We start from the raw sequence: 20,026 nt of genomic DNA on the forward strand, positions 1-20,026 counted from the left end.
GACTTCGAGAAGTACGAGAAAGGCAGACGATGAGTGAGCATGTCCACGGCGAGGAAGCTCGTTACGACCAGGGCTTGCTCTTCACCGACGGTCTGCCCGAGCTCGACGATGCAGCGGGCTACCGCGGCGCTGTCGCCGCTCGCGCTGCGGGTATCACCTACCGCCAGCTCGACTATTGGGCTCGCACATCCCTCGTCGAGCCCACCGTTCGAGGGGCCGCCGGATCGGGTTCGCAGCGCCTCTACGGATTCCGCGACATCCTGGTGCTGAAGCTCGTCAAACGCCTGCTCGACACCGGCATCTCGCTGCAGCAGATCCGCACGGCGATCGAACAGTTGCGGGAGTCGGGCGTCACCGACCTCGCCCAGACCACGCTCATGAGCGATGGCGCGAGTGTCTACCTCTGCACGTCGAACGACGAGGTCATCGACCTGGTCAGCCGCGGCCAGGGTGTGTTCGGCATCGCCGTCGGCAAGGTGCTCCGCGAGGTCGAATCGTCGCTCGTCGAGCTCGGCACCGATGTGGCCGACCCGATGGACGAACTGGCGGCCCGTCGCGCCGCCCGCTCGGCGTAGTTCCCCCGCCCGAGCTCCCCTTCGCCTGAGCCCTCCTTCGCCCGGGCCGCCCGGCCGGCGTAACGATTTCCAGACCGGCCGCGGTCAAGCAGCGTTCGATCCACTGTTCTCTGTCGGTATCTACCGCTCAAAGCGACAGAAAACGGTGGATCGACGAAGCCGAGCGGAAGACCTCAGTGGTCGACGGGGGCGCGGCCGGCGGCGGTCGTCGCGTCGGCGTAGTCGCCGATACGGCCGGTGCGCATGACGCGCTCGAGCAGCAGGTCGAAGTTGCGTGCCATCTCCTGCGCACCCTCGCCCGGCCAGACGTGCAGCGGCTTCGCCGCGCCCTGCGCCTGCTGGAGCGACGTGCGCTCCGGCAGCTGGGGCGAGAGAACGAGGGGTCCGAACATGTCGCGGAGCTCCTTGATGCGGAACTGGTGCTCGAGCGACTGCGACCGCACACGGTTCACGATGATGCCGAGCGGCTGGAGCCGGGGGGAGAGTCCGCGCCGTATCTCCTCGATCGCCCGGAGCGCTCGGTCGGCGGCGGCCACGGAGAACAGCCCGGGCTCTGTCACGACGGTCACGCGATCGCTCGCGGCCCATGCGGTGCGGGTGAGGGCGTTCAGCGAGGGTGCGCAGTCGATCAGTACGAGGTCGTAGTCGCTCTCGACCGTGGCGAGCGCCTCTTCGAGCTTCCAGATGTCGCGGATCGACGGATGCGGCCCGTCGAAGTTGAGGGCCGAAGGCGATCCGATGAGCACATCGATTGTGCCGCCGCGATCTTTGGTCCAGCCGGAGGGGGCGATGGCCGCGCGGACGATCTTCTCCTTGGGCGAGGCGAGCACATCGGCGACGTTCAGGTGACCGGAGACGTTGATGTCCATGCCGGTCGAGACATCCGACTGCGGGTCGAGGTCCACCACGAGCGTGCGGAGACCCTTCGCGAACGCCGCGGAAGCCAGGCCGAGGGTGACGGTTGTCTTACCGACCCCGCCCTTGAGTGAGCTGACGCTGAGTACATGCACAATCGACTACGTTACCTTCACTAGGCTGGGAGAACCTAACTGTCTCCTGTATGCCGCATGGGTGCCGCACTGCTTCGGAAGGACCGTATGTTCGCCAAGATTCTGGTTGCCAATCGAGGAGAGATCGCGATCCGCGCATTCCGCGCCGCGTACGAACTCGGAGCCAAGACGGTCGCCGTCTTCCCCTATGAGGATCGCAACTCCATGCACCGGCTGAAGGCCGATGAGGCCTACCAGATCGGCGAGATCGGGCATCCGGTGCGCGCCTACCTCGACGTGTCGGAGATCATCCGTGTCGCCAAGGAGTCGGGCGCCGACGCGATCTACCCCGGCTATGGCTTTCTGAGCGAGAACCCCGAGCTCGCATCCGCAGCCGCAGAGGCGGGCATCACCTTCATCGGCCCGGCGAACAATGTGCTCGAGATGGCGGGCAACAAGGTCACCGCGAAGGAGCACGCGATCGCGGCCGGTGTGCCCGTGCTGCGATCCACTCCCGCCACTCGCGACATCGACGAACTGCTCGCGGGGGCCGACGACATCGGCTTCCCGATCTTCGCCAAGGCGGTCGCCGGCGGCGGCGGGCGGGGGATGCGCCGGGTCGAGACGAAAGAGGAACTCCGGAGCGCCCTCGAAGCGGCGATGCGCGAGGCCGACAGCGCGTTCGGCGACCCGACGATGTTCCTCGAGCAGGCCGTGCTCCGGCCGCGGCACATCGAGGTGCAGATCCTCGCCGACACGCAGGGCAACACCGTGCACCTGTTCGAGCGCGACTGCTCGGTGCAGAGGCGCAACCAGAAGGTCGTGGAGATCGCTCCCGCCCCGAACATCAGCGACGAGCTCCGCGAGGCCCTCCACAGCGACGCGATCAAGTTCGCCAAGTCGATCAACTACGTGAATGCGGGCACGGTCGAATTCCTCGTCGACACGGTGGGGGAGCGCGCGGGCGAGCACGTCTTCATCGAGATGAATCCGCGCATCCAGGTCGAGCACACGGTGACCGAGGAGGTCACCGACGTCGACCTCGTGCAGTCGCAGATGCTGATCGCGTCGGGGTCGAGCCTCGAGGAGCTCGGCCTGACCCAGGACCGCATCGTGCTCCGCGGTGCCGCCCTGCAGTGCCGCATCACCACCGAGGACCCGAACGCGGGCTTCCGGCCCGACACGGGCAAGATCACGACCTACCGCTCACCGGGCGGTTCGGGCATCCGGCTCGACGGCGGCACGGTCGCCGCCGGTGCCCAGATCAGCCCGCACTTCGACTCGATGCTCGTGAAGCTCACCTGCCGGGGGCGCGACTTCTCCGCCGCGGTGCGCCGCTCGAAGCGTGCCCTGGCCGAATTCCGCATCCGCGGCGTCAGCACGAACATCCCGTTCCTGCAGGCCGTGCTCGAAGACCCGTCGTTCGCGGCCGGCGACCTCAGCACCGCGTTCATCGAGGAGCGGCCCGAGCTGTTCGCGACGCACGTGTCGAAGGACCGGGGGTCGAAGATCGTCAACTGGCTGGCCGATGTGACGGTGAACCAGCCGAACGGCAAGCGCGTCGGCACGGTGAACCCCGTCGCGAAACTCCCTGCACTCGACATCACGACGCCCGCTCCGGATGGATCGCGGCAGAAGCTCCTCGCCCTCGGCCCCGTCGGCTTCGCTGCCGACCTCCGCGCGCAGACCGCGCTCGGCGTCACCGAGACGACGTTCCGGGATGCCCACCAGTCCCTGCTCGCGACGCGGGTGCGCACGAAGGATCTGCTGGCGGTCGCGCCCTACGTCGCGCGCCTGACGCCCGAGCTGCTGAGCGTCGAGGCGTGGGGCGGCGCAACGTACGACGTCGCCCTGCGCTTCCTCGGCGAGGATCCGTGGGAGCGGCTCGCCGCCCTTCGGGAGGCCCTGCCGAACATCAACATCCAGATGCTGCTCCGTGGTCGCAACACGGTCGGCTACACGCCGTACCCGACGGAGGTCACCGACGCCTTCGTGAAGGAGGCGGCGTCCACCGGTGTGGACATCTTCCGCATCTTCGACGCACTGAACGACGTCAACCAGATGCGGCCCGCGATCGAGTCCGTGCTCGCGACCGGCACCACTCTGGCCGAGGTGGCGGTCTGCTACACCGGCGATCTGCTCGACCCGGCCGAAGACCTCTACACGCTCGACTACTACCTGAAGCTCGCCGAGCAGATCGTCGGGGCAGGTGCGCACATCCTCGCGATCAAGGACATGGCGGGGCTCCTCCGGCCCTATGCGGCCGAGAAGCTCGTGGCGGCGTTCCGGGAGAACTTCGACGTTCCCGTGCATGTGCACACCCACGACACCGCGGGCGGCCAGCTCGCCACGCTGCTGGCCGCGAGCCGCGCAGGGGCAGACGCGGTGGATGTCGCGAGTGCGCCGATGTCGGGCACCACGTCGCAGCCCAGCGCCTCCGCGCTCGTCGCTGCGCTCGCCCACACCGAGCGAGACACCGGCCTGTCGCTCCAGGCGGTGAGCGACCTCGAACCCTACTGGGAGGCTGTGCGGGAACTGTACCGGCCGTTCGAGTCGGGGCTCCCGGGCCCCACCGGCCGGGTGTACAAGCACGAGATCCCGGGTGGGCAGCTCTCGAACCTCCGCCAGCAGGCCATCGCGCTCGGCCTCGCCGACCACTTCGAGAAGATCGAAGACCTCTACGCCGCGGCCAACAGCATCCTGGGGCGCATTCCGAAGGTCACACCGTCGTCGAAGGTCGTCGGCGACCTCGCCCTGCACCTCGCAGCCGTCGGAGCAGACCCGGCCGACTTCGAAGCCAATCCGGGCAACTACGACATCCCCGATTCGGTGATCGGCTTCATGGCTGGCGAGCTCGGCGACCTGCCGGGCGGCTGGCCGGAACCCTTCCGTTCGAAAGTGCTCGAAGGCAAGAAGATCACCATTGGTGTGACGGAGATCAGCGACGACGACAGGGCACTCATCGGCCCTGACGCGACATCCGCCGACCGTCGCTCGACGCTGAACCGGCTGCTCTTCCCGGGGCCGACAGCGGCCTTCGAGGCGCAGCGTGAGACCTACGGCGACCTGAGCGTCGTCGAGACCGCTGACTACCTGTTCGGGCTCACGCAGGGCGAGGAGCACGTCGTCGAGATCGACAAGGGCGTGCGTCTGTTCATCGGCCTCGAAGCGATCGGTGAGGTCGACGAGAAGGGGATGCGCGCGGTCATGACCATCCTGAACGGCCAGCTCCGGCCAGTCCAGGTGCGCGATGCGAACGTGAAGGTGACCGTCACCCAGGCCGAGAAGGCGGATGCGTCCCGGCCGGGCCACGTCGCGGCGCCGTTCTCCGGAGTGGTCACCCTGAAGGTCGAGGAGGGGTCGGTCATCGCGGCCGGCGACGCCATCGCGACCATCGAGGCGATGAAGATGGAGGCGGCGATCACGTCGCCCGTGGGCGGTACGGTGAAGCGGCTCGCGATCCCGAAGACGCAGCAGGTCGAGGCGGGCGACCTCCTGGTGGTCGTCGAGGGGTGAGTGAGCGCGGCGGGCGCCCTGAACAGGCGCCCGCTCCAAGCGCGGCCCGCCGCAGATTGTGCCGAAGGGGTATCCGGTAAAATCGACGGTGACCCGACTGCAAGGAGTTCCCCCTGTGACTGCCCGCGAGATCCGAATCTTCGGAGATCCCGTTCTGAAGACCGTCAGCGACGAGATCGGCGTCATCGACGACCGGGTGCGAGCGCTGGTGGATGACCTGCTCGACTCGGTTCGACTTCCGGGCCGTGCCGGCGTCGCAGCCTCGCAGATCGGGGTGAACCTCCGTGCGTTCAGCTACAACGTCGACGGCGAGCTCGGCTACCTGCTGAACCCGCGCCTCGTCGAGGTCTCGGGCGAGCCCGTGCTGATGGACGAGGGCTGCCTCTCAGTGCCGAACCTCTGGTTCAAGACCCTCCGCCATCCGTTCGCACGCGCTGTCGGGCTGAACCTCGACGGCGAGGAGGTCGAGGTGTCGGGCACGGGCGTGCTCGCGCAGGCGCTGCAGCACGAGACAGACCACCTCGACGGGATGCTCTACCTCGACCGCCTCGAGAAGGAGACCCGCCGGCAGGCGATGCGCGAGGTGCGGGAGTCCGACTGGTTCTGACTCCCGGCGCTCGCGCCCGCCCTGCTCCGCGCCCACGCAACTCGGTGAGAGTGCCTCGCGCTGCTGAAAGCGGCCCGCCAGGCCGTCGCACTCAGCGGATCGGGTCGCGCTCAGCCGATCCGCCGGTCGACGGCGGTCAGTGCGCGACCGAGATGCCCTCGGTGGCCGGGGCGCTCGAGTACATGCGCTCGATCACGTCGGAGAAGTCCGAGACGATCACGCTCCGCTTGATGGTGAGCTTCGGCGTGAGGTGACCGCTCTCCTCCGTGAGATCTGAGGGCAGCACGATGAACTTGCGGATCGACTCGGCCCTCGAGACCGTGGCGTTCGCAGCATCCACCGCCCGCTGGATCTCGGCGAGCACCGCCGGGTTCTGCGATGCCTCGGAGAGCGTCATGTCCTTCTTCTCGCCGTGGTTGCCGAGCCAGACGGGCAGCATCTCGGTGTCGAGCGTGACGAGCGCCGAGATGAACGGCTTCTGGTCGCCGACGACGACGACCTGGCCGACCAGGGGGTTCGCCCGGATCGGGTCCTCGAGCACGGCGGGTGCGACGTTCTTGCCGCCGGCCGTGACGATGATCTCCTTCTTGCGACCCGTGATGGTGAGGAAACCGTCGTCGTCTAGCGCTCCGATGTCGCCGGTGCGGAACCACTCGCCGTCCATCGCCTCGGCCGTGGCCTTCTCGTTGTTCCAGTAGCCCGCGAACACATTGATGCCGGAGACCTGGATCTCGCCGTCCTCGGCGATCCGGATGCCCACCCCGGGCAGCGGCGGGCCCACGGTGTCGAGCTTGAACTGGTCGGTGAGGTTCACCGTTGCGGGGGCGGTGGTCTCGGTGAGGCCGTAGCCCTCGAGGATCGTGATGCCGAGGCTCCGGTAGAAGTGGCCGAGGCGGTGGCCGAGCGGCGCGGAACCCGAGACGGCGTACTTCGTGCGGCCGCCGAGTGCGGTGCGGAGCTTCGAGTACACGAGGCGATCGAAGAGCGCGAAACGGAGCTTCAGGCCGAGCGGCACACTGCCGGCATCCAGCGCCTCGGAGTGCGCGATCGCCACGGCGGCGGCCTGGCGGAAGATCTTGCCGCGACCGGCGCCTTCGGCCTTCTGCTCCGACGAGTTGTAGACCTTCTCGAACACCCGCGGAACAGCGAGCAGGAAGGTCGGCTTGAACGATCCGAGGGCGGGCAGCAATTGCTTGGTGTCGGCTTGGTGCCCCACCTTCGTACCCGCGTGGATGCAGATGATGGAGATGAACCGGGCGAACACGTGCGCGGTCGTGATGAAGAGCAGAGTGGATGCGCTGTCGTTCACGACCTCGGCGAGCTTGACCGCGGCGTTCCGGGAGAGCTCCACGAAGTTCGAGTGCGTCAGGATGCAGCCCTTCGGGCGCCCCATCGTGCCCGAGGTGTAGATGAGGGTGGCCAGGTCGCTGCCCTTCGCGAGGGAGCGGCGACGCTCCACCTCGGCGTCGTCGACCCCGGTTCCGCCGGCGACGATCTTGTCGAGGTCGCCGAGGCCGATCTGCCAGACCTTCGAGACGAGGGGGAGGTCGGCCGCGACCTCGTCGAAGCGGGCGAAGTGGTCAGGGGTCTCGACGAGCACCGCGACGGCCCCCGAGTCGCTGAGGCTCCACTGCACCTGTGAGGGAGAGGACGTCTCGTACACAGGCACGAGAACCGCCCCGGCGAACCAGGTCGCGAAGTCGATGAGCGTCCACTCGTAGCGGGTGCGGCACATCAGGCCGACCTTGTCGCCGGGCTCGATTCCGGCCGCGATGAGCCCCTTGGCGAGGGCCCGCACCTGGGCGAGGAACTCGGCGGCCGAGACATCCGTCCACCCGCCGGTGCCGGATGGCACGGCGAACAGCGGCGCGTCGGGCGTGAGACTGACCCGCTTCACCAGCAGGTCGGTCGCATTGGCCTCGGGATCGGCTCGGACGACGGCGGGGGCGACAAACTGGTCCACGGTGACTCCTTCGGTTCCTTACCCGCCGAGTCTATCGGTGGCCGATCACAGCCGACTGTGGGTGACTCATCAGCCGCTGGAGCACGGATGATTCGACACAGGCCCCCGGCGACAGCGAAGATGTCTCTGTGCAAGCCATAGGAATCGACATTGGCGGAACGAAGATCGCGGGCGCGCTCGTCGACGAGCTGGGAACCATCCTGCGCTCCGATCGGCAACCGACCTCGGCCAGCAGTCCGCAGCTCATAGAAGACGCCGTCGTCACGATGGTCGAACGACTCTCCGAGGGTGCGGAGGTCGAAGCCGTCGGTGTCGCCGCTGCGGGATTCATCGACGCTGCGCAGTCGACCGTCTATTACGCTCCGAACATCGCCTGGCGGAACGAGCCGTTCCGGGAGAAGCTCGAACGGCGACTGCACAAACACATCATCATCGAGAACGACGCGAATGCCGCAGGCTGGGCGGAGTTCCGCTTCGGTGCGGGCAGGCTCGTCAGCGACATGGTCATCCTCACCATCGGCACGGGCGTGGGCGGGGCGATCGTCTCCGGCGACAAGCTGTTCCGCGGCGGTTTCGGTGCCGCCGCCGAACTCGGCCACCTGCGGGTCGTTCCCGACGGGCTGCCCTGCGGCTGCGGCGCGCGCGGCTGCATCGAGCAGTACGGATCGGGCCGCGCCCTCCTCCGCACCGCGAACGAACTCGCCGATGCGGGCGGCGTCGGCATCGGCCTCGCGGATGCCCGGGCCCGGGTCGGCACCCTCACCGGGCTCGACGTGAGCGAGCTCATCCAGAGCGGGGACCCGGGTGCGCTTCTGGCTCTCCGCACCCTGGGGCACTGGATGGGGCAGGCATCGGCCAGTCTCGGCGCGGTTCTCGACCCACAGCTGTTCGTCATCGGCGGGGGAGTCGCGCAGGCGGGGGAGCTGCTGCTCGACCCGATCCGTTCGGCGTACCTCGACGTGCTGCCGGCGCGGGGGTTCCACCCGGAGCCCGAGTTCCGCATCGCGGAGCTGGTCAACGACGCCGGAGTCGTCGGTGCCGCCGACCTCGCCCGGCTGTACGCCGAGTCCATCTGACCGGTCGGCGTCCCGTAGAATCGGGGCCAGACGCAAGGACGACGATGTTTTACTGGTTCATGAAGTACATAGTTGCCGGCCCGATCGTGAAGGTCGTGTTCCGCCCGTGGGTGCGGGGCGCCGAGAACATCCCCCAGACGGGCGGTGCCATCCTCGCGAGCAACCACCTGTCGTTCGCCGACTCCGTCTTCCTGCCGCTGATGATGGATCGGCGGGTCAGCTTTCTCGCGAAGAGCGAGTATTTCACGGGCAAGGGCCTGAAGGGCCGGCTCGTCAAACTGTTCTTCATGGCCACCGGGCAACTGCCGATCGACCGTTCGGGCGGCAAGGCCTCCGAAGCGTCGCTGAACACGGGGCTCGAGGTTCTCGGCAAGGGCGACCTGCTCGGCATCTACCCCGAAGGCACGCGGAGCCCCGACGCCAAGATGTACCGCGGTCGCACCGGCGTGGCACGCATGGTGCTCGAGGCGGGGGTGCCGATCATCCCGGTCGCCATGATCGACACCGAGAAGGTGATGACGGTGGGATCGGGCATCCACATCCGCCGGATTGGCATCGTTTTCGGCGAACCGCTAGATTTCTCTAGGTTCGAAGGCATGGAATCCGACCGGTTCGTGCTGCGTTCGATCACCGACGAGATCATGTACGAACTGCACCGCATCAGCGGTCAGGAATACTCCGATGTGTATGCGACTTCTGTGAAGGACAAGCGCACGCGGGCGCGACGGTGAACGGCCAGAGGCCGACCTGTTGGCATAATTCGAGAAAAGTGTTGTCGTGATAGATCTGTCTGAACGTGTCGTCGAAGCTGAAGCATCGGTCATCGACGGTCTCGACAACTGGCGGGGCCTCGTGGCCAAGCAGCAGCCCGAATGGCCGGATCGCGGCGCGGTCGAAGCCGCCTCGGCGCAGCTGTCGAAGTTCCCGCCGCTGGTGTTCGCCGGTGAGGTGGACACCCTCCGCGACCGTCTTGCCACGGCCGCCTCGGGCCAGGCCTTCCTGCTGCAGGGCGGCGACTGCGCCGAGACCTACGCCGGTGCGACGGCCGACCAGATCCGCAACCGCATCAAGACGGTGCTGCAGATGGCCGTGGTGCTCACCTACGGTGCCTCGATGCCCGTCATCAAGATGGGCCGGATGGCCGGGCAGTTCGCGAAGCCCCGATCGAGCGACACCGAGACGCGGGGCGGCGTGACGCTTCCCGCCTACCGCGGTGACATTGTGAACGGCTACGACTTCACGCCGGAATCCCGCACGCCCGACCCCGCGCGACTCGTCGAGGGCTACCACACCTCCGCGTCGACGCTGAACCTGATCCGGGCCTTCACGCAGGGCGGGTTCGCCGACCTCCGCGAGGTGCACCACTGGAACAAGGGGTTCACCTCGAACCCGGCCAATGCGCGCTACGAAGACCTGGCGCGGGAGATCGACCGCGCCATCCGGTTCATGATCGCGTGCGGCGCCGACTTCGAGGCGCTGAAGCGCACCGAGTTCTACACGGCGCACGAAGCCCTGCTGTTCGACTACGAACGGCCGATGACGCGCATCGACTCGCGCACGGGCACGCCCTACAACACGTCGAGCCACTTCCAGTGGATCGGGGAGCGCACGCGCGACCTCGACGGCGCGCACATCGACTTCCTCTCGCGGGTGCGGAACCCGATCGGCGTCAAGCTCGGGCCGTCGACGTCGCCCGACGACATGATGCGGCTGATCGACAAGCTCGACCCCGTTCGCGAGCCCGGTCGCCTGACGTTCATCACACGCATGGGTGCCGGGAAGATCCGGGATGCTCTGCCGCCGCTGCTCGAAGCGATCAAGGCCTCGGATGCCACACCCCTCTGGGTGACGGACCCGATGCACGGCAACGGGCTCACCACGCCGAACGGCTACAAGACCCGCCGGTTCGACGACGTGGTCGACGAGGTCAAGGGCTTCTTCGAGGCGCACCGCGCTGCGGGAACGCACCCGGGCGGCATCCACGTGGAGCTCACAGGCGACGACGTCACCGAGTGCCTCGGCGGCTCGGAGCACATCGACGAAGCGACCCTCTCGACCCGTTACGAGTCGCTCTGCGACCCGCGCCTGAACCACATGCAGTCACTGGAGCTCGCGTTCCTGGTGGCGGAGGAGCTCCGCGGGGCGAAGCTGCCTCTCTAGCGACACCGGATACCCCTCCGGGAGGAGGAGGGGTGATCCGAGGTTGTCTACGCCGCGGTTTGGCTGTGCTCCTCCCGGGCGGCATCTGTCCGGGGTGTCAGCCTCCGGGTGGTCAACCGAAGCCGGCGGGGCGGGCAGGGCAGGTCAGGTCAGAAGCCGGCGAAGCTGACCGTGACGCTCGAACCGCGGTCGACGGTGGTACCCGGGGCGGGATCCGTGCCGCTCACGACGAACGCCGCCGGGGCGAGGTCGGCGTACTGGCTGTACTTCAGGGTGAAGCCGGCGGACTGGAGCGCGGCCTTCGCATCGGCCCAGTTCTTGCCCGCGACATCCGGAACCGGCACGGGGGCCGGACCCTTCGACGTGTTCAGGGTGATCGTGTTGCCGGGCACGATGGGCGACGGGGGCAGGCCGACCGAGATGACGTCGCCCTCGGGGATGCTCTCGCTGTAGTCGCTGGATCCGGTCGTGGCCTGGAGGTTCACCGCACCGAGGGCGGCTGTCGCATCGGCGGGCGACTTTCCGACCACGTCGGGGATGCCGCCGAGTGAGACCACGAACGAGATCGGTTGCTGTTCGCCATAGGTCGCTCCGAGCGGCTGTCCGTCTGCGCCGAGCGCCTGCATCACGGTGCCCGCCGCGACGTCTCCGGCGAACTGGCCCTGGCTGCCCGTCACGGTGAAGAGGCCAGCGACGGCGGCGGTCGCGGCGTCCTGCATCGAGCCGACGAGGGGCGGCACGGTGAGCTGCGCGGGTCCGGCCGAGACGATGAGGGAGATGGCGGATCCGTTGGGCACGGCTGCGCCGTCGCCCGGATCCGAACCGATGAGGCTGCCCGCGGGAACGGTTGGGCTCGTGGTCGACTCCGGCTCGCCGACCTGCAGTCCGAGCCCCTGGAGGGTCGCTGTGGCGTCATCCGGGCTCTGGCCGGTGATCGTGGGAACGGTGACGTGACCGCCGGGGCCGGAGCTGAAATACCAGCCCGCGCCGGCACCTGTCGCGGCGAGGATGACGACCAGCAGCACGATGAACCAGCCGCGCCGCCGCCGCCTCACGGCCTTCGCCTTCAGCTTCTCGACCGCCGATCCCGGACGTGCACCGTGCTCCGCCACGGCCGTCGCAGTGCGCCGATCGGATGTCGCGGGCGGGGCCCCGAACCGGGCCGACGACGAAGTCGGGGCCGAGGTGACCGCACCGGGCTGTGCACCCGGCGCGCCGAAGCCTGCAGCAAAACCTGTGGTGCCTCCGGCGCCGCCGGCCCGGCCTGCTGAACCGGCGACCCGGTCTGTGGCGCCTCCGCCGGCCGGAGCTCTCGTGCCGGCGGCCGAGGCCGAGCCGTACCCGCTGGCGCCGTACCCGGCTGCGCCTGCAGCGCCGTACCCGGCCGCGCCTCCCGCGCCCAGCCCGGCCGCGCCTGCCACGCCGTGCCCGGCCGCTCCCGCGGCGGACGCGGCGCCCACGCCGGCGGCACCGGCACCAGCCGCGGCCGCGCGCGCCTTCGCCGCCCGGGCGGCTGCCCGGCGGCTGCCCCGCGCCTTCTGCGGGCGGAGCACCTGGGTTTCGCTCTCATCGAACTCGTCGTCGGAGTCGGTGAGGCCATCGTCGTCGCTGAAACCGCGCGCGTCGTAACGACCCGTCTCATCGTCGTAGCCACCGCCACCGCTACCGTTACCGCCGGCGCCGATCCGCCCGTTCAGCCCCGTCATCATGCCCGCAGGCATCACCGTCGTCTGCTCAGCCCGTCCCGCGACCGCCGCAGCAGCAGCACCGGCCGCGCCGCCCACTGCCCCGCCCACCGCGGCACCACCCACGCCACCCAATCCACTAACCCCGCCCACCGCAGCACCACCCGCGCCGGGCGCACGACCCGCGGCCGCGGCCCGACGCGCCGACGCCGCCAGCGCAGCCTCGGCTTCGAGCAGCTGCTCCAGCAGTTCCCGCGCGTCGTGCGGGCGATCATCCGGCGACTTCGCTGTGGCCCAGGCCACCAGGTCGTCGACCTCGTTCGGGATCCCCGCGATACGCACCGAGGGCGCCGGCACCGTCTCGTTGGCGTGTTGGAAGGCGATCTGCATCGGCTGCTCACCGAGGTAGGGCTGTTCGCCGACGAGCATCTCGTACATCATGATGCCCGACGCGTAGAGGTCACTCCGGGCATCCGCGACGCCGCGCGTCAAGAGTTCGGGGGAGAGGTAGGCGATCGTTCCGAGCAGGGCCTGGCCGGTGGCGGTGTTCGCGGATGCCGCCCGCGCCAGCCCGAAGTCGCCGATCTTGATGCGGCCGTCGTCGGCCAGCAGCACGTTCTCGGGTTTGACGTCGCGGTGCACGATGCCGGCCTTGTGGGCGGCGGCGAGCCCGCCGAGCACCGCCTCCATGATGTCGAGCGTCTGCTCGGTGGTGAGCCGGCCGTAGTCCTTCAGCAGGTCGCGGAGCGTCATGCCGGGCAGGTACTCCATGACCATGAAGGCCATCTCTTCGTGCTGGCCCTGGTCGAAGACGCTGACCACGTTCGGGTGAGCGAGCCGGGCCGCGGACCGGGCCTCCTGCACGAACCGTTCGCGGAACGCCTCGTCGTCGGCGAGGTGGCCGTGCATGATCTTGATGGCCACCCGCCGGTCGAGGCGCAGGTCGTTCGCCACGTAGACGGTCGCCATGCCGCCGCGGGCGATACGCGACACGACCTCGTACCGACCGTCGACGAGACGATCGATCATGGGGTCGGTGGGCGCGCTGGTCACGCCCCGATTGTAAATCGAAGAACGCGCCGATCCCTGTATCGACATAGCCCGAGCCGATACCGCTACCGAATCGAGATCTCGCGGGATTCTCGCCACGGGCCGCCGCCGTGGCATCCTTGACGGGTGAGTGAGACTTCTGACAGCCGGATCTGGCTGAGCGTTCCCGACCTCGCCGACCGGTTCGGCACCACTATCAGCAAGGTACGGAAGCTCATCGAGGAGCGTTCCCTGCTCGCGACCCGCCGGGACGGCATCCTGTCGGTTCCGGAGGTGTTCATCGTCGATGACGCCCCGATGAGCGAGCTGAAGGGCACGATCATCGTGTTGAACGACAGTGGATTCTCGAACGACGAGATGATGCAGTGGATGCTCGAACCCGAGGATTCGCTCGGTGTCGCCCCCATCGACGCCCTCCTCGCCGGCCGGAAGGCCGAGGTGCGCCGCATCGCCCAGGCCCTCGGCTGATCATCCGGCCGCGTCAGGCCTGATCATCCGGCCGCGTCAGAGAGGATGGGGCGGCCGCTGAGGTCACAGGCGACCCAGCGTGCCCGTGAGCCTCTCTTACGCGTCGCGCTGGGTGATCGCGCGGGCGAGGGCCGCGAGCTCGATCCTGGCGGGCTCCGCGAGGGGCGCCGCCGCCAGCGCTGAGAGCGCGTCGTCGGTGTGCCGGGCGATCAGCGTCTCGACGCGGTCGGCCGCCCCGCTGTCGGAGATGGTCGCCTGGAGGGTGGAGATCTGCTCCGGCGTGAGGTCGGGGTCGCCGAGCATCTCGTCGAAGATGCGCCGGCTGCCCGATCCGAGTGTCTGCCGGGCGAGGGCTATGAGCACGGTGCGCTTGCCCTCCCGCAGGTCGTCACCCGACGGCTTGCCCGTTCGCGCACTGTCACCGAAGACACCGAGCAGGTCGTCGCGCAGCTGGAAGGCGATGCCGAGCGGCAGCCCGAACGCGCGGAGCGCCTCGACCTGGGCATCGGATGCCCCGTGCAGGTGCGCTCCCAGAACGAGCGGAGCCTCGACGCTGTACTTGGCCGACTTGTAGACGATGACGCGTTCCGCGCGGGGCAGCAGCTCCGCTTCGGCGACGACAGGCCAGGCGCTCTCCTCCAACACATCGAGGTATTGGCCCAGTGTCACTTCGACGCGCATCCTGTTGAACTCACGGCGAGTGGATGACCGCGGCCCGGGTTCGAGGGCGTCGAGTGCATCGCCTACCAGCTCGTCGCTCCACGCCAGGAGCAGGTCGCCCATCAGGATCGCGCTGGCGCGGCCGTATGCCGGAGCGTTGCCGACGAATCCGTTCGAGACGTGCAGGTCTTCGAACCGCCGGTGCGCCGCCCGCATGCCGCGGCGGGTGTCCGAGTTGTCGATGATGTCGTCATGCACGAGGGCTGCGGCGTGGAAGAACTCCAGCGCCGTGCACAACCCGACGAGCGCGCGGAACTCCCTCTCGCCCGGCCCCGAACCGTAGCCCGTGGCCTGCTCGGCGCTCCGGATGTCGGGCTCCAGCACCGATCGCCAACCCCAGTAGCAGAACTGGGCGCGGAAGCGCTTGCCTCCGCTGAGAAGATTCCGCGAAAATTCGCCGAAAGGAGTCAATTCGTTCGCGATAGAGGCGAGAATGGGATCACGGTCAGTGAGGAATTCGACGATGTTGGTGTCGACGAACTTCGTCAGGCGTGTACTTTCAGTCACGCGCCTAGCCTAGCTACGATCGCGGCAGTATCATTTGACGGCGCGGTACCATTCGGACCGCTCCCACACTGAGCTGCGTACTACGGTCGATACCGAACCTAGAGGTGAATGAAATGCCGCTTTCGGAGCAAGAGCAGAAGCTCCTCGATGAGATGGAGCGCAGTCTCTACCACAACGATGCCGATTTCGTGTCGGCTGTCGGCGCCGGCAGAGGGCGACTGAGTTACGGCTCGCTGGTTCTCGGCGTGCTGCTGGCCATCGTCGGGCTCGCTGTCGTCATCGTGGGTGTGGTCATCCACATCCCCCTCATCGGCATCCTGGGTTTCGCCGTGATGTTCACCGGTGTTCTCGTGGCGCTCCGGCCCTCCAGGTCGCTCGGCAGGATGCGGGGCGGCAGTTCTTCCTCCGGTACCGGTTCGGCCGGTGCGCCCGGGCCCCAGCGCGGCACCGCGAATCGCGCGGGCTTCATGGATCGCCTGAACGACCGCTGGGACGACCGCAACGACAAGAACGAGTAGCACCAGGCACACCCCGCAGAACATTCAGATGAAGACCGGCCCACACGGGCCGGTCTTTTTTTGTGCCCGATCTGTGTCCCAAAGGGAGGGTTCAGCACCTCAGTGGAGGAAAACACCAGCAAAGTGGAGGGAAGTGGAGTAGCGTGGAGTCACACCCGCAGTCTGGCCGGAAATGAGGGGAGTGAAGGAGCATGTTCCTTGGTACCTACACCCCCAAACTCGACGACAAAGGTCGCATCATCCTCCCGGCCAAGTTCCGCGAAGAACTCTCGAGCGGAGTCGTCATGACCCGTGGGCAGGAACACTGCATCTACGTGTTCTCCACGCGGGAATTCGAATCCGTGCACGACAAGATCCGCCAGGCTCCCGTGACCGACAAGAAGGCGCGTGACTACCTCCGCGTGTTCCTGTCCGGCGCGAGTGCGGAAAACCCCGACAGCCAGCACCGGGTCACTGTGCCGGCACCACTTCGCAGCTATGCGGGCCTGGACCGCGACCTCGTCGTGATCGGTGCCGGTTCCCGGGCCGAGATCTGGGATGCCGAGGCCTGGGAGACCTACCTCGCCGAACAGGAAGCCGCCTTCTCCGAGACCGACGAGGAGGTGATCCCGGGACTCTTCTGATGTTCCGCGCCCCGTGACTCCCAGCCGTTCGCCCTGACACACTTCCCCGGTGCCAGGTCGACTCGGATGGGGATCAGGGGGCACGGCCCACCGGAACCCGCCTCTCATGGAGATCTCCCGCATCCACACCCCCGTCATGCTCGAACGTTCGATCGAGCTGCTCCGCCCGGCCATCGAGGCACCGGGCGCGGTGCTCGTCGACGGCACCCTCGGGCTCGGCGGCCACGCCGAAGCCTTCCTCACCCGCTTCCCCCAGCTCACGCTCGTGGGCCTCGACCGCGACCTCGAAGCGCTCGCTCTGGCGGGGGAGCGGCTCGCCCCGTTCGGTGACCGCGCGAAGCTGGTGCACTGCCGTTACGACGAGATCCGGGATGCCCTCCACGGGCTCGGCTACGACACCGTTCAGGGCATCCTGCTCGACCTGGGTGTCTCGTCGATGCAGCTCGACCGTGCCGAGCGCGGTTTCGCCTACTCGAAGGACGCCCCGCTCGACATGCGGATGGACGGCACGGCAGAGCTGACCGCCGAGGAGATCCTCGCCGAGTACTCCGAGCACGACCTCCGGCGGATCTTCTGGGAGTACGGCGAGGAGCGGCTGGCCGCACGGTTCGCCCGCCGTATTGTGGAGCGCCGCGCCGAGAACCGTCTCGTGCGTTCGGCCCAGCTCGTCGACCTGCTGTCGAAAGCGACCCCCGCTGCGCTCGCCCGCCAGGGCCACCCGGCCAAGCGGGTCTTCCAGGCCCTCCGCATCGAGGTGAACCAGGAGCTGGCCTCGCTCGAGGCCGTCGTTCCTGCCGCGATCGCGTCGCTGGCACTCGGCGGCCGGATGGTCGTGCTGTCGTACCAGTCGCTCGAGGACCGCATCGTCAAGCGTGCGCTCGCGGCCGCCACCACCTCGTCCACTCCGCCCGGACTGCCGGTGGAGCTGCCCGAACACCAGGCGCAGCTGAAGCTGCTCGTGCGTGGCGCCGAGCTCGCCACCGACGACGAGAAGGCTGCAAACCCCCGATCCACCCCCGTGCGCCTCCGCGCGGCCGAGCGAGTGAGAGTCGCATCATGACAACTGTCGCCCCATCCCGTCCACGCATCACGATGACCGCCACGGCTGTCGCGGACCCCTACGTCGATCCGTTCGACGATGCGTTCCTCGGCGACTACTCACCGCCGGCGAAGCCGAAGTCCCCGTTCAGCATCGCGGCGCGCGGTGTGCTCCGTAGGCGCAAGCCCAAGCTCGCCTACGCGGCGGTCGTCGTCGTCGGTGTCTTCTCGATCGTCGTGGCGCAGCTGATGCTGAGCATCGGCCTCTCGAACGGCGCCTATGAGATCTCGTCCCTGCAGACGCAGCAGAAGGAGATCGACCGCTCCAACAGCGCGCTCAGTGAACAGCTCGACGGATTGAGCGCGCCGCAGAGCCTGGCCGCCAGCGCGGAGGCCCTCGGCATGGTCGCCAACGTGCATCCGGCCTACCTGCGCCTCTCCGACGGCGCCGTGCTCGGCACGCCCACGACGGCGTCGTCGGCCTCCGGTTCGCTGACGAACGGGCAGCCGTCGCTGGTGCCGAACGCGCTGACCGCGGCCGCGGCCTCTGCCGCAGCCCCGGCTGCCGCGAACGGCACCCCCGCGACCGGCGCCCCCGCGGCGACCACCGCAGGCACCCCTGTCGGTGCTCCGAGCGCGCCTCCCGCCGCGGCGGCAGCGGCCGCAGTACCGTGGCAGGGTCAGCTTCCGGCCCCGACGACCCACTGAATCCCACCCACTGAACCTCACCCGTTAGGACACCGCACCCGTGAGCAGTTCACGCACCACACGCAACCGCGTCGCCGTCTCCATCGTCGTCATCGTCGCCCTTGTCGCCGTGCTGGTGGTGCGCCTGGTCGACATCCAGGTGGTGCAGGCGAGCGATCTGAATGCCCAGTCGTACGACAAGCTCTCGGTCGGCCAGTCGATCTACGGGCCGCGCGGCGACATCGTCGACGCGAACGGCGTGGTGCTGGCCACCACGGTCATCCGGTACAACGTGACGGCCTCGCCGGCGCAGGTCGCCGACTATACCCCGACAGATCCGACGACGGGCGCCGATCTCCCTACTGTGACACCACTCGAGGCGGCGGCGAAGATCGCAGCCATCACAGGGCAGACTGCCGACGAGGTCTACGGCCTGTTGACTGCGGATCGTACGTCGTCCTATGCAATGATCGCGAAGGATCTGGATCTCGAGAAGTACCGAGCGATCCAGGCCCTGGGTATCGAATGGCTCTACTACGAGACCTCCCCGCAGCGCGTCTACCCGAACGGCAGCGTCGCCGGCAACATCGTGGGCTTCATGGGCAACGACGCAAGCGGCGCCCTCACCGGCACCGGCGGACTCGAGGAGAAGGAGAACCAGTGCCTCGCCGGCTCCGACGGGCTCCAGACCTACGAGAAGGGCGCCGACGGCGTCGCGATCCCGAACACCACGGTGCTCGACAAGGAGCCTGTCGACGGTTCGACCGTCGTGACCACGATCGACAGTGACCTGCAGTACTACGCGCAGCAGGTGCTCGCGCAACAGGTGACCTCGACGGGCGCCGAGTGGGGGAGCGTCGTCGTCACCGAGGTGAAGACCGGCAAACTCCTCACGGTCGCCCAGTACCCGACGCCGGATCCGAACAACCTCGACGCCACCGACCCCGGATTCTGGGGTGCGATCGCGTTCTCGAGCCCGTTCGAGCCCGGCTCCACCTTCAAGGCGGAGTCCGCGGCGACCATCATCGATGCGGGCAAGGGCACACCCAGCACGGGCACGATCGTGCCGCAGCGCTACAAGACGCCGGGCGGTGCCGTGATCACCGACGACGAGTCGCACGGTGCCGATCCGATGACCCTCACCGGAATCATCGAGACCTCCTCGAACGTCGGCATCTCGCTGCTCAGTTCGATGCTGACCGACCAGCAGCGCTACGAGTACATGAAGAAGTTCCACCTCGGTGAGACGAGCGAGGTGAACTTTCCGGGCGAGTCGGAGGGCACCATCCGCACCCCCGCCGAATGGGACGAGCAGACCCTGTGGAACACCGCCTTCGGCCAGGGTCTCACCACCACGGCCGTGCAGGTGGCGAGCATGTACCAGACCCTCGGGAACGGCGGCGTGCGGATGCCCGTCTCCCTCGTCGCGGGCTGCAAGTCGGCCGACGGCACCATGACAGAGACGCCGAGTACCCAGGGCGAGCAGGTCGTCTCGCAGACCGCAGCCCAGGAGACGGTCAATATGATGCAGAGCGTCGTCTCCGGCGGTTACGCGGCTTCACTGTTGAAGATCCCGGGCTACAACGTGGCCGCGAAGACGGGAACGGCGGAGGTCAGCAACGGCCAAGGAGCCTACGGCGGAGGATACCTGACGAGCGTCGCGGGCCTCGCCCCGGCAGAGAACCCGCAGTACGTCGTTTCGGTCAACCTGATGAAGCCGGTTACCATTACTAACGGTTCAGCTGCTGCTCCGGTCTTCCAGAAGATCATGTCGCAGGTGCTCCAGAAGTACCGTGTGGCGCCTTCGACGGTTCCCGCGGTCGAATACCCGACCAGCTATTGAA

16 protein-coding genes and 1 pseudogene are annotated in these 20,026 nt (G+C 68.0%); 12 read left to right on the forward strand and 5 right to left on the reverse strand.

The window, feature by feature from the left end:
• Positions 1-29 precede the first annotated feature (29 nt).
• On the forward strand, positions 30-575 hold the full coding sequence (locus tag B7R21_RS08015) for a MerR family transcriptional regulator (protein ID WP_116282725.1): 546 nt from the start codon (positions 30-32) through the stop codon (positions 573-575).
• Positions 576-748: 173 nt separating this feature from the next.
• Here B7R21_RS08015 and B7R21_RS08020 read toward each other — a convergent pair whose 3' ends face one another.
• Positions 749-1,585: a ParA family protein gene (locus B7R21_RS08020; protein ID WP_116282726.1), complete on the reverse strand. Its 837-nt coding sequence runs from the start codon at positions 1,583-1,585 to the stop codon at positions 749-751.
• Positions 1,586-1,672: 87 nt separating this feature from the next.
• Between B7R21_RS08020 and B7R21_RS08025 the strand changes: the two genes are divergently transcribed.
• Both B7R21_RS08025 and B7R21_RS08030 read left to right on the forward strand, forming a co-directional pair.
• Positions 1,673-5,080 carry a pyruvate carboxylase gene (locus B7R21_RS08025; RefSeq protein WP_116282727.1) on the forward strand — a complete coding sequence of 1,136 codons (3,408 nt, stop codon included), beginning with the start codon at positions 1,673-1,675 and terminating at the stop codon, positions 5,078-5,080.
• 115 nt (positions 5,081-5,195) lie between these two features.
• Entirely contained in the window at positions 5,196-5,687 is a 492-nt protein-coding gene (locus B7R21_RS08030; RefSeq protein ID WP_116282728.1) for a peptide deformylase, read from the forward strand.
• 136 nt (positions 5,688-5,823) lie between these two features.
• Here the strand turns inward: B7R21_RS08030 and B7R21_RS08035 are convergent, their stop codons facing one another.
• Complete coding sequence (locus tag B7R21_RS08035; RefSeq protein WP_116282729.1) at positions 5,824-7,650, reverse strand: AMP-dependent synthetase/ligase; 1,827 nt, start codon at positions 7,648-7,650, stop codon at positions 5,824-5,826.
• Between the two features lie 128 nt (positions 7,651-7,778).
• On the opposite strand from B7R21_RS08035, the gene B7R21_RS08040 reads away from it, so the two are divergent.
• The 3 genes from B7R21_RS08040 to B7R21_RS08050 are packed head-to-tail and all read left to right on the forward strand — an operon-like array spanning position 7,779 to position 10,886.
• Positions 7,779-8,726: an ROK family glucokinase gene (locus B7R21_RS08040; RefSeq protein WP_116282730.1), complete on the forward strand. Its 948-nt coding sequence runs from the start codon at positions 7,779-7,781 to the stop codon at positions 8,724-8,726.
• A 44-nt stretch (positions 8,727-8,770) separates the two neighbouring features.
• On the forward strand, positions 8,771-9,457 hold the full coding sequence (locus B7R21_RS08045) for a lysophospholipid acyltransferase family protein (RefSeq protein WP_116282731.1): 687 nt from the start codon (positions 8,771-8,773) through the stop codon (positions 9,455-9,457).
• Positions 9,458-9,503: 46 nt separating this feature from the next.
• Positions 9,504-10,886 carry a class II 3-deoxy-7-phosphoheptulonate synthase gene (locus tag B7R21_RS08050; RefSeq protein WP_116282732.1) on the forward strand — a complete coding sequence of 461 codons (1,383 nt, stop codon included), beginning with the start codon at positions 9,504-9,506 and terminating at the stop codon, positions 10,884-10,886.
• Between the two features lie 149 nt (positions 10,887-11,035).
• Here B7R21_RS08050 and B7R21_RS20650 read toward each other — a convergent pair whose 3' ends face one another.
• Positions 11,036-12,607, reverse strand: coding sequence for a PASTA domain-containing protein (locus B7R21_RS20650; protein WP_367379394.1), 1,572 nt, complete (start codon positions 12,605-12,607; stop codon positions 11,036-11,038).
• Positions 12,608-12,784: 177 nt separating this feature from the next.
• Positions 12,785-13,600: pseudogene (locus B7R21_RS20655) on the reverse strand (protein kinase domain-containing protein); the annotation flags it as partial.
• Between the two features lie 147 nt (positions 13,601-13,747).
• Between B7R21_RS20655 and B7R21_RS08060 the strand changes: the two are divergent.
• A complete protein-coding gene (locus B7R21_RS08060; protein WP_116282734.1) occupies positions 13,748-14,089 on the forward strand; it encodes an Rv2175c family DNA-binding protein in 342 nt (113 codons plus the stop codon).
• A gap of 96 nt (positions 14,090-14,185) precedes the next feature.
• Here B7R21_RS08060 and B7R21_RS08065 read toward each other — a convergent pair whose 3' ends face one another.
• Entirely contained in the window at positions 14,186-15,316 is a 1,131-nt protein-coding gene (locus tag B7R21_RS08065) for a polyprenyl synthetase family protein (RefSeq protein WP_116282735.1), read from the reverse strand.
• A 113-nt stretch (positions 15,317-15,429) separates the two neighbouring features.
• On the opposite strand from B7R21_RS08065, the gene B7R21_RS08070 reads away from it, so the two are divergent.
• The 5 genes from B7R21_RS08070 (at position 15,430) to B7R21_RS08090 (ending at position 20,025) form a co-directional block, all read left to right on the forward strand.
• Entirely contained in the window at positions 15,430-15,834 is a 405-nt protein-coding gene (locus B7R21_RS08070) for a DUF3040 domain-containing protein (RefSeq protein WP_116282736.1), read from the forward strand.
• Between the two features lie 191 nt (positions 15,835-16,025).
• A complete protein-coding gene (gene mraZ, locus B7R21_RS08075; RefSeq protein ID WP_116282737.1) occupies positions 16,026-16,457 on the forward strand; it encodes a division/cell wall cluster transcriptional repressor MraZ in 432 nt (143 codons plus the stop codon).
• Positions 16,458-16,563: 106 nt separating this feature from the next.
• Entirely contained in the window at positions 16,564-17,517 is a 954-nt protein-coding gene (rsmH, locus tag B7R21_RS08080) for a 16S rRNA (cytosine(1402)-N(4))-methyltransferase RsmH (RefSeq protein WP_116282738.1), read from the forward strand.
• The gene (locus tag B7R21_RS08085; RefSeq protein ID WP_147305849.1) at positions 17,514-18,203 is read left to right on the forward strand and encodes a hypothetical protein; all 690 of its coding nucleotides are present in this window, start codon (positions 17,514-17,516) and stop codon (positions 18,201-18,203) included. Before rsmH ends, B7R21_RS08085 begins: the two co-directional genes overlap by 4 nt.
• A 40-nt stretch (positions 18,204-18,243) precedes the next feature.
• On the forward strand, positions 18,244-20,025 hold the full coding sequence (locus B7R21_RS08090; protein WP_253259703.1) for a peptidoglycan D,D-transpeptidase FtsI family protein: 1,782 nt from the start codon (positions 18,244-18,246) through the stop codon (positions 20,023-20,025).
• Position 20,026: the final 1 nt, after the last annotated feature.

Origin of the sequence: Subtercola boreus (assembly GCF_003399625.1) — a bacterium.
In the GTDB taxonomy this organism is placed as follows: domain Bacteria; phylum Actinomycetota; class Actinomycetes; order Actinomycetales; family Microbacteriaceae; genus Subtercola; species Subtercola boreus_C.

Bases quoted from the DNA above. Each gene is read 5' to 3' on its own strand.
- B7R21_RS08015 (WP_116282725.1), top strand. From the start codon at position 30: ATGAGTGAGCATGTCCACGGCGAGGAAGCTCGTTACGACCAGGGCTTG.
- B7R21_RS08025 (WP_116282727.1), top strand. From the start codon at position 1,673: ATGTTCGCCAAGATTCTGGTTGCCAATCGAGGAGAGATCGCGATCCGC.
- B7R21_RS08045 (WP_116282731.1), top strand. From the start codon at position 8,771: ATGTTTTACTGGTTCATGAAGTACATAGTTGCCGGCCCGATCGTGAAG.
- B7R21_RS20650 (WP_367379394.1), bottom strand. From the start codon at position 12,607: ATGCCTGCGGGCATGATGACGGGGCTGAACGGGCGGATCGGCGCCGGC.
- B7R21_RS08070 (WP_116282736.1), top strand. From the start codon at position 15,430: ATGCCGCTTTCGGAGCAAGAGCAGAAGCTCCTCGATGAGATGGAGCGC.
- mraZ (WP_116282737.1), top strand. From the start codon at position 16,026: ATGTTCCTTGGTACCTACACCCCCAAACTCGACGACAAAGGTCGCATC.
- rsmH (WP_116282738.1), top strand. From the start codon at position 16,564: ATGGAGATCTCCCGCATCCACACCCCCGTCATGCTCGAACGTTCGATC.
- B7R21_RS08085 (WP_147305849.1), top strand. From the start codon at position 17,514: ATGACAACTGTCGCCCCATCCCGTCCACGCATCACGATGACCGCCACG.